Consider the following 9,030-nt stretch of genomic DNA (forward strand, 5'->3'; position numbering starts at 1 on the left):
TGTAATTGTAAAAGAATTACGAGCTAAAGGAATTTCTGTAAAGTTTGATGATAGAGATACCTTTAGACCAGGAGCAAAGTTTGCTGAATATGAATTAAAAGGTGTTCCTGTGCGAATTGCAATGGGTAATCGTGATTTAGAAAATGGCACCTTAGAGGTAGCGCGCCGTGATACTTTTGAAAAACAAACTGTTTCTAGAGATGAGGTCGTAGAAGTTGTGACGAATCTATTGGAAGAGATTCAAAAAAATATCTTTAATAAAGCATTGACATACAGAAATGAACATACTACAGAGGTAAATTCTTTTGAAGAGTTCAAAGAGGTAATAGAGAATAAAGGCGGGTTTGTTTCTGCACATTGGGATGGTACTATAGAAACTGAAGAGAAGATTAAAACGTTAACAAAAGCTACTATAAGATGCATTCCTAACAATGCAAAAGAAGAGAAGGGAGTATGTGTATTAACAGGTAAACCATCAACAAAAAGAGTGCTTTTTGCAAAAGCGTATTAAAAAAATAAAAAAAAGCTTTGTGCAATAAAAAACAGTTTTTATATTTGCACCCGCAATCGCAAAAAAGATTGTTTTGGTCCGTTCGTCTAGGGGTTAGGACGCCAGGTTTTCATCCTGGTAACACGGGTTCGATTCCCGTACGGACTACAGGTTTTTTGTTTCTTTTTTAGAGTAAAAAGAAAAGAAATAAAAAAATAATTTTAATTGCAAATAACAAAAAGAATTGTATATTTGCACCCGCAATCAGAAAGATTGTTTTGGTCCGTTCGTCTAGGGGTTAGGACGCCAGGTTTTCATCCTGGTAACACGGGTTCGATTCCCGTACGGACTACAAGTTTTTTATAAACAATTAACGCATCAGTACAATGGCAAATCATAAGTCAGCATTAAAGAGAATTAGAAGTAACGAAGCAAAGCGCTTAAGAAACAAGTATCAGCATAAAACAACTCGTAATGCTGTTAGAAAATTAAGAGCTATAGAAGATAAGAAGGAAGCAGAAGGAATGTTTTCAACTGTTGTGTCTATGTTAGATAAATTAGCAAAGAACAATATTATTCATAAGAATAAAGCAGCAAATTTAAAGTCTAAATTGGCTAAACATGTTGCAGCTTTATAAGAGTTTTAAGGTTAGTTAATAGTAAAAAGTGTTCTGATTTAATCAGAACACTTTTTTTGTTAATAAATTTTAAGTAAGGTACAATGGTCTCTTGCCTTTATTTTTCTTTAAAAACAAAGGAACAAAGAGTTACTAATGGTGATTTTTACCAATCGTATTTTTTGTGAGCATCTAATCTGATGAAGATGAATAAAAGTAAGGTAAAGCCCCATAGTGAGGAACCACCATAGCTAAAAAAAGGTAAAGGTATTCCTACAGTAGGTAATAGGCCTATAACCATTCCAATGTTTACGATGATGTGGAAAAAGAAAATAGAAGCTACACTATAGCCATATATTCTCCCAAATTTATTTGTATGTGTTTCTGATAGGTAGATAATTCTGTAAAGAAGAATCATGAATAGAATAATTACTAAGGAACTTCCTAAAAACCCCCATTCTTCACCAACAGTACTATAAATATAGTCTGTGTGCTGTTCAGGAACAAAGTTTCCTTGTGTTCTGTCTCCCTGTAAAAAACCTTTTCCAGAGAAGCCACCAGAGCTTATTGTTTTTTCAGATTGATATGAGTTGTAACCAATGCCTTTATTATCTTGTATTTTCCCTAATAAAATATCGAAGCGGTCTTTTTGATGCTGCTCTAAAATATTATTATATGTGTAACCAATACCAAGTATGAATAAAGTTGAAAAAAGGTATAGAATAACTATTTTTAAAGCATTGAATCTAAAAAATAATTTATCTTTATATATACCATAAAAGGTGCCAATTGTTATAATAAATAAACATGTAATAAGAACCCATTTTGCTCCAAAATATATAGTCGCAATAAATAGTAAAACAGATAAGGCACCAAATAGAATATATGCTAGCGTTAAACCTTCTCTATTCAAAACAAAGAAGAAAGCAAAGTAAATTAGTACAGATCCCATATCTGGTTGCAATGCAATAAAGAAAGCAGGCAAAAAAATAATAATAAAAGCTTTGATTTGATTCTTTATAAGTTTTAGGTTGTATTGTCTATCACTCATTAATTTTGCGAGTGCTAACGCTGTAAATGCTTTGGCAAATTCAGAAGGTTGTAAGCCAATTCCTCCAAAGTTATACCAGGAAGTTGCTCCATTAATTTTTTTTCCAAAAACAAGTACGCCTGCAAGTAACACTAATGAAAAAACATATAAAACACTGGCAAATTGTTCGTAAAATTTAGAGTTAAAAAAAAGTATAAAGATTATAACAGGTATGTTTAAGCATATGAAAATTAGTTGTTTTCCATATTTTGTAGAAAAATCAAAAATTTCTCTTGACTCTTCAGTAGACGATGCAGCATAGATATTCATCCAACCAAAGCCAACTAAAAGTATATAAATAAATACAAGTAACCAGTCAATTCCAGCAAATATATTATTTCGTTCCTGTCTCAATTGTATCTTTCTTCTGGGTTAGTAATTGCTGTTTTTTATCGTATTCCTCTTTAAGGGTTAAGTTAATCATTCTTTCTTCAATATACTTTCTTGAGATGCTCCCCTTTAGGTATTTTTCAATCAATAAACTAGTTATAGGTGCAGCAATTGTGGAACCAAAACCTCCATTTTCAACAAAAATGGCTATGGCAATTTTTGGATTATCTTTTGGAGCAAAGGCAATAAAAATAGAATGGTCGGTTAATTGTACTTTCTTACCATCGACTCTGATAAAATTTTCAACCGTTCCTGTCTTTCCGCAGATATCAATCCCTTTTACCCTACTGTATCGGGCAGTACCTCTTGTAAATGTCTCGTGCATAGCTTCAATTGCAATAGGAAAATGCTCAGGAGATACGGTGGTTTTTCTTTGTGTTGTATAGGTAGAGTCTGTTATTGATTTATTGTCAATTTTTTTAACAACGTGCGGTGTATAAAAATAACCTTTATTGGCAATTGCAGCCGTCATGTTAGCAAGTTGAATAGGAGTAGTTTCGACTTCACCTTGTCCTATAGCATTAGAAATTGTGGTGGTAGCTCCCCATCTAAAATTATAACTTCTATCGTAAAACTCTCCATTAGGAATTCTTCCTTTTTGACCTGAGGGTAGGTCATACCCTAAATAATCACCTAGCCCAAAACTTTTAGCATGATTACTCCAAACATTGGTGCCAATTGTTGGATTTTCGTATTTATCTATAATTTTTCGATAGGTTGTTGCAAAATAACTATTACAAGATTTAGCAATGGCAGTTTTTAGACGAATAGACCGACCAACAATACGGCAGTGGCATTTCATAAAAGCATTTGGTCTTTTACCATAGCGATATCCATGATGACAGGTAACTCCAAAATTTTTATCGATTACTCCTTCTTGTAAACCAATTAAACCATTAATAATTTTAAAAGGTGAACCAGGTGCGTACATTGCTTGCAAGCCTCTATCAAAAGTAGGTATATTAATGGTGTCATTGAATAATTTTACGGAGTTTGGTGAGCGTTTTCTACCTACCAATAAATTTGGATCATATGAAGGGGCAGTAACTAAGGCTAGTATTTCACCAGTTTGAGGTTCTAAAGCAACAATACCACCTCTTTTACCTGTCATTAACAACTCACCATACAGTTGTAAATCACTATCTATTGTTAAGGTTAAATCTTTACCAGGAACAGCTAGCGTGTCATATTTACCGTCTTTATAAGAACCTGTTATTTCGTTTAAGTTATTTCGTTTAAACCTTTTTTTTCCTTTAACACCTCTTAAAACAGCTTCATATTGTTTCTCAACTCCTAGTTTCCCTATTAACTCACCTTGTTCATAATAATCACTAGTTTTTGCTATGTGTTCATTAACCTCACTAATAAAACCTAATACATTAGCTGCTGATTTTATAGGGTAATTTCTAATGACACGTTTTTGTACATAAAAACCTTTATACTTAGGTAGCTTTTCTTGTAAAAAAGCATAATCTTTTTTGGCTAATTGTTTTAAAAAAACAGAAGGAAGCCAACGAGCGTATTTTTCAGCTTTTTTAAAACGTTTAATGAAATTTTCTTTATCAATTTTTAAAAGAGAACAAAACTCTAAAGTGTCTAAAGGTTTAACTTCTTTGGGTATTATCATAACATCGTATGATAATTGATTCGCTACTAATAATTTTCCGTTGCGGTCATAAATATAACCTCTTTCAGGATAGTCATATTCAATTTTTATTGTAGCACTGTGGTTTAAGTTTAACTCACTGCCACGAATAACCTGAAGTTGAAATAACCTAGCAATATAAACAACTCCAACAAGAGTAATTAAAAATATGAGTAATAAACTTCGTTTCATGTTAGTTTTTTCCTAAATATAAAACTTCCTAAAAAATATAGTAGTAACGTAAATACACTAGAGGAGAGTGTGTTGATAAGTACGTTAGAAAAATTATAAAAGCTAAAGTTAGTTAAACTAAATAAAATAAAATGATGTATTAATGTTAAAATAACGGTATAATTAAAGACTTTATCAAAAGCTTCGTGTCGTAAATTAAAAAGTAGATAGTCTGAAGCTGTTTTTTTAAAAATAGCTTTGAAAAAGAATAGTCGTACGTATGCAATAAACAAGGTAGAGAAAGTATGAATTCCTCCAGAATTAGAAAAAGCATCTACACATAGCCCTAGTAAAAAAGCAGTTGTTAAAAGAGGAAACCTATTTTCCTTCATTGGATATAAGAATATAAAAACGATATAAATGTAGGGATTAATATATCCTAGGAATAATATATTGTTTAAAACCAATACTTGTAACAACAAGAGGAAAACGAATAAAAAAATAAGGTATAGTGTTCTATTCATTTTTATTTTCTACATTTTTTATTTCTTCTTTATTCAAATTAGTTATAATGTAAATATGTCCTAGGTTAGACATATCATTAAAGAGTTTAATATCTATACTATTTACTGCTGATAATTTTTCAGGTACTCCGATTACGGTTCCTATTGGTATACCATCAGGAAAAATAGTAGATCTACCACCAGTAATAATGGTATCTCCTTTATTAAAAATAGCCTGACGTGGTATATCTGTTAATTGCACTATATTGTAATCTATACCATTCCATGTTAGTGTTCCGTAATGATTGTTGTTTTTAAATTTAGCATTAATATTACTTTTTGAATTTAAAATAGATTGTACTCGAGCAAATTTATTAGATACATTATCAGTAATACCTATAATACCTTTGCTGTTTACTACACCCATTTCTTTCAAAACATTATTTTCTTTACCTCTGTTTATAGTTATAAAATTATTGACTCTATGAAATGAGTTTTTAATAACTTTTCCAGAAGTGTATTCGTAGTTTTGGTTAAGGTTAATTGTATCTGTTATTTTTTTACTTGATAAACTATCTAGATAAGTGGTAAGTTTTTCTAGTTTATTTTTTAATACTAGGTTTTCCTCAGTGAGTATATGGTTGCTTCTTTTTAGGTTAAGGTACTCTGAAATATCTGAAGTTTTTTTATAGAGGCTACCTACAATATAGTTTGTAGAACTAATAAATTTATTCTTGTGAAAAGAGTGATTATTAATGATTAATGCAACGGCTATAACTTCTAAAAATAGAAAAAATAAGAAATACTTATACTTCTGAAAGAAATAAATAAGCTGTTGCATAAATAATCATTCAAATTTATTTAATTAATACCGTTTTGTATTTTTCAAGGTTCTTAAGTGCAATGCCAGTTCCACGAACTACCGCACGTAGTGGGTCTTCAGCAACATACACTGGTAAATCTGTTTTTCTTGATAAACGTTTATCTAATCCTCTTAACATTGAACCTCCACCAGCTAAATAAATACCAGTATTATATATATCAGCAGCTAATTCAGGAGGTGTTTTTGATAAGGTTTCCATTACGGCATCTTCTATTCGTAAAATAGATTTATCTAATGCTTTTGCAATTTCTCGATAAGAAACTTGTACTTGCTTTGGTTTTCCACTTAGTAAATCACGTCCTTGAACCATCATGTCTTCTGGAGGGTTGTCCAAATCTTCAGTAGCAGAACCTATTTGGAGTTTTATTTTTTCGGCTGTAGTTTCACCAACATATAAGTTGTGTTGTGTACGCATGTAGTACATAATATCACTTGTAAATAAATCTCCAGCAACTTTTACCGATTGATCACAAACAATACCAGCTAGGGCAATTACAGCAATCTCGGTAGTACCACCACCTATATCAATAATCATGTTTCCTTTGGGTTCCATAATATCAATACCAACACCAATTGCAGCTGCCATTGGTTCGTAAATCAAGTAGATTTCTTTAGCATTCATATGTCTGCCTGAGTCAATAACCGCGCGTTTTTCTACTTCGGTAATTCCAGAAGGAATACAGATAACCATACGTAATGAAGGTGGGAAAAGTTTCTTTTTAATGGCGGGAATTTGTTTTACAAATTCCTTAATCATTTCTTCAGAAGCTTGAAAATCTGCAATAACACCGTCTTTTAACGGACGAATAGTTTTGATATTTTCATGGGTTTTTCCTTGCATTCTGTTTGCTTCATGTCCAGTAGCAATAATTTTGCCAGTTAACCTGTTTCGAGCAACAATAGATGGGTTGTCAATAACTACCTTTCCATTGTGGATTATAAGTGTATTTGCAGTACCTAAATCAACTGCAATATCTTCTGTCATGAAATCGAAAAAACCCATAAAGATTTCGTTGTTTATATTTATTACAATGTGTTCTCACAAATCTAATAAAAATCTGTGGGTAATTTACATTGAATATAATTAATGTTTAAAATGTCTTGTTCCTGTAAAAACCATAGCTACATCATTGTCATTACAGTAGTCTATACTCAATTGATCTTTTATAGAGCCCCCTGGTTGAATTACGCTTTTAACACCTGCGTTATTTGCAATTTCGACACAATCAGGAAAAGGGAAAAAAGCATCACTTGCCATTACAGCTCCCTTTAAATCAAAATTAAAACTTGTTGCTTTTTCAATTGCTTGTCTCAATGCATCAACTCTACTTGTTTGACCAGTACCACCAGCTAATAATTGTTTGTCTTTTACTAAAATAATAGTGTTAGATTTAGTGTTTTTACATAACTTAGAGGCAAATAACAAGTCTTCTAACTCACTTTCTGATGGTTTATTGTTGGTTGGATATGATAAATCTTCTAATTTATCAGTTATGTAGTCTTTGTCTTGGACTAGAACTCCGTTTAAAGCTGTTCTTACTGTTTGTTTAGGTAATTCAACTTCTTTTTGAATTAAAATAACTCTATTTTTTTTACCTTTTAAAACCTCTAATGCATCAGTATCATAAGAGGGGGCAATAACTACTTCACAAAATAATTTATGAATTTCTTCAGCCGTAGCTTTATCAATTTTCGTATTGGCAATAAGAATCCCTCCAAAAGCTGATACAGGGTCTCCCGCTAAAGCATCTACATATGCTTGGTGAATTGTTTTTCTTTGAGCAAAACCACAAGCATTATTGTGTTTTAAAATAGCAAATGTTGGAGCTTCACCTTTAAATTCTTCCATTAAATTTACGGCTGCATCAACATCTAAAAGGTTGTTGTAACTCAGTTCCTTACCATGTAGTTTGTCAAACATAGCTTCTAAATTACCAAAGAAAAAACCTTTTTGGTGTGGGTTCTCACCATAGCGTAATACTTTAGAAGTAGTTTCACTGGCTTTGTATACAACTTCTTCTTCATTAAAGTAATTAAAGATAGCTGTGTCATAATGAGAAGAAATATTGAAAGCCTTAGCTGCAAACTTTTTTCTATCGCTCAAAGAAGTATTTCCATTGTTTTCAGAAATAATACTTAAGAAACTTTCGTATTGTTCCATTGAAGAAACAATAACAGTATCTTTAAAGTTCTTGGCGGCAGCACGAATTAATGAAATTCCACCAATATCAATTTTTTCAATAATATCTTGTTCAGAAGCACCAGAAGCAACTGTTTTTTCAAAAGGGTATAAATCTACAATCACTAAATCTAATTGAGGAATGTTGTATTCTTTCATTTCTGAAACATCTCCGTCGTGATCTTGTCTATTTAAAATACCTCCAAAAACTTTTGGGTGTAAAGTTTTTACTCTTCCCCCTAAGATTGAAGGGTAAGAAGTAACATCTTCTACAGGTACAACATCAATATTTAAGTCTTTAATGAATTTTTCAGTACCTCCTGTAGAGTAAATAGTAACCCCTAGGTCGTTAAGTTTTTTAACAATAGGCTCTAATCCATCTTTGTGAAAAACGGATATTAATGCAGATTTAATAGTTTTTGTATTGTTCATTATTGTTGTGTTGTTAAGCTTGCAAAGCTAGTAAAACAGTAGGCGTTACACAATAGTTTTTTTAGTTTTTAACATTAAAAACACCACCAAAAATGAAAATATTTTTGGTGGTGTTTTTTACAACAAAATATAAAAAGAAAATACTACTACTCTGCAGTTTCTAAAAAATTTCGAAACCAAGAGGTAAATTTCTCTACTAAAGATTGTTGAGTTTTTGAATGAGCATTAGCACTACCTAATGCTGCATAAGAGGGATGTTCTCTATAGCTCATATTTTAAGGGGAATTTAAAAAAAGGTTATTAAACTCTCCAAAGAAAGTAAAAAAAAACCTAATAATCAAACGATTATAAAAAAAATTAAATAAAAGTGGCTACTTTTTCACAAATATACTCTAATAAAGATTCATCATCCTCTGTAAAAGGGTTAACTTTATGAGAATCAATGTCTATTTGTCCAATGTTCTCTCCGTTTACAAAAATAGGGATTACGATTTCTGATTTTACTTTCCATCCACATGAAATGTAATTGTCTTGTTCGTTTACGTCTTGAACTACAAATTTTTCATTACTAACAGCAACTTGACCACAAATTCCTTTTCCAAAAGGAATGATTGTATGTTCTGTAGGTTC

The 9,030-nt window shown here is 31.4% G+C and carries 10 protein-coding genes and 2 tRNA genes; 4 read left to right on the plus strand and 8 right to left on the minus strand.

Annotated features, from left to right (window positions below; translation table 11 throughout):
- The 4 genes from ACKTSW_RS08385 to rpsT all read left to right on the plus strand — a co-directional run.
- The coding region (locus ACKTSW_RS08385; RefSeq protein WP_408024830.1) for a His/Gly/Thr/Pro-type tRNA ligase C-terminal domain-containing protein at nt 1–511 on the plus strand (511 nt) is incomplete at its 5' end.
- Between the two features lie 75 nt (nt 512–586).
- Nucleotides 587–658: transfer RNA gene (locus ACKTSW_RS08390), tRNA-Glu, on the plus strand.
- Between the two features lie 112 nt (nt 659–770).
- A tRNA-Glu gene (locus tag ACKTSW_RS08395) sits at nt 771–842 on the plus strand.
- A gap of 34 nt (nt 843–876) precedes the next feature.
- Nucleotides 877–1,128 carry a 30S ribosomal protein S20 gene (gene rpsT / locus ACKTSW_RS08400; RefSeq protein WP_408024831.1) on the plus strand — a complete coding sequence of 84 codons (252 nt, stop codon included), beginning with the start codon at nt 877–879 and terminating at the stop codon, nt 1,126–1,128.
- A 145-nt stretch (nt 1,129–1,273) separates the two neighbouring features.
- Here the strand turns inward: rpsT and rodA are convergent, their stop codons facing one another.
- From rodA to ACKTSW_RS08440, 8 genes are all read right to left on the minus strand, one after another.
- The gene (rodA, locus tag ACKTSW_RS08405) at nt 1,274–2,551 is read right to left on the minus strand and encodes a rod shape-determining protein RodA (protein WP_408024832.1); all 1,278 of its coding nucleotides are present in this window, start codon (nt 2,549–2,551) and stop codon (nt 1,274–1,276) included.
- Nucleotides 2,532–4,424, minus strand: coding sequence for a penicillin-binding protein 2 (mrdA, locus tag ACKTSW_RS08410; protein WP_408024833.1), 1,893 nt, complete (start codon nt 4,422–4,424; stop codon nt 2,532–2,534). Before mrdA ends, rodA begins: the two co-directional genes overlap by 20 nt.
- Nucleotides 4,421–4,927, minus strand: coding sequence for a rod shape-determining protein MreD (mreD, locus tag ACKTSW_RS08415; RefSeq protein ID WP_408024834.1), 507 nt, complete (start codon nt 4,925–4,927; stop codon nt 4,421–4,423). Before mreD ends, mrdA begins: the two co-directional genes overlap by 4 nt.
- Nucleotides 4,920–5,747 carry a rod shape-determining protein MreC gene (gene mreC, locus ACKTSW_RS08420; RefSeq protein WP_408024835.1) on the minus strand — a complete coding sequence of 276 codons (828 nt, stop codon included), beginning with the start codon at nt 5,745–5,747 and terminating at the stop codon, nt 4,920–4,922. The genes mreD and mreC overlap by 8 nt, the downstream gene beginning before the upstream one ends.
- A gap of 16 nt (nt 5,748–5,763) precedes the next feature.
- Entirely contained in the window at nt 5,764–6,792 is a 1,029-nt protein-coding gene (locus tag ACKTSW_RS08425) for a rod shape-determining protein (protein ID WP_408024836.1), read from the minus strand.
- Nucleotides 6,793–6,873: 81 nt separating this feature from the next.
- Nucleotides 6,874–8,400, minus strand: coding sequence for a bifunctional phosphoribosylaminoimidazolecarboxamide formyltransferase/IMP cyclohydrolase (gene purH, locus ACKTSW_RS08430; RefSeq protein ID WP_408024837.1), 1,527 nt, complete (start codon nt 8,398–8,400; stop codon nt 6,874–6,876).
- Nucleotides 8,401–8,546: 146 nt separating this feature from the next.
- Nucleotides 8,547–8,672: a hypothetical protein gene (locus ACKTSW_RS08435; RefSeq protein WP_408024838.1), complete on the minus strand. Its 126-nt coding sequence runs from the start codon at nt 8,670–8,672 to the stop codon at nt 8,547–8,549.
- Between the two features lie 85 nt (nt 8,673–8,757).
- On the minus strand, nt 8,758–9,030 hold a 273-nt coding region (locus tag ACKTSW_RS08440; protein ID WP_408024839.1), incomplete at its 5' end, for a GAF domain-containing protein.

It is taken from the genome of Tenacibaculum sediminilitoris, assembly GCF_964513795.1.
GTDB classification, from domain to species: domain Bacteria; phylum Bacteroidota; class Bacteroidia; order Flavobacteriales; family Flavobacteriaceae; genus Polaribacter; species Polaribacter sediminilitoris.

Coding starts and splice junctions, on each gene's coding strand:
- ACKTSW_RS08425 (WP_408024836.1), bottom strand. CDS start 6,792: ATGGGTTTTTTCGATTTCATGACAGAAGATATTGCAGTTGATTTAGGT.
- ACKTSW_RS08435 (WP_408024838.1), bottom strand. CDS start 8,672: ATGAGCTATAGAGAACATCCCTCTTATGCAGCATTAGGTAGTGCTAAT.
- mrdA (WP_408024833.1), bottom strand. CDS start 4,424: ATGAAACGAAGTTTATTACTCATATTTTTAATTACTCTTGTTGGAGTT.
- purH (WP_408024837.1), bottom strand. CDS start 8,400: ATGAACAATACAAAAACTATTAAATCTGCATTAATATCCGTTTTTCAC.
- rpsT (WP_408024831.1), top strand. CDS start 877: ATGGCAAATCATAAGTCAGCATTAAAGAGAATTAGAAGTAACGAAGCA.
- mreC (WP_408024835.1), bottom strand. CDS start 5,747: ATGCAACAGCTTATTTATTTCTTTCAGAAGTATAAGTATTTCTTATTT.
- mreD (WP_408024834.1), bottom strand. CDS start 4,927: ATGAATAGAACACTATACCTTATTTTTTTATTCGTTTTCCTCTTGTTG.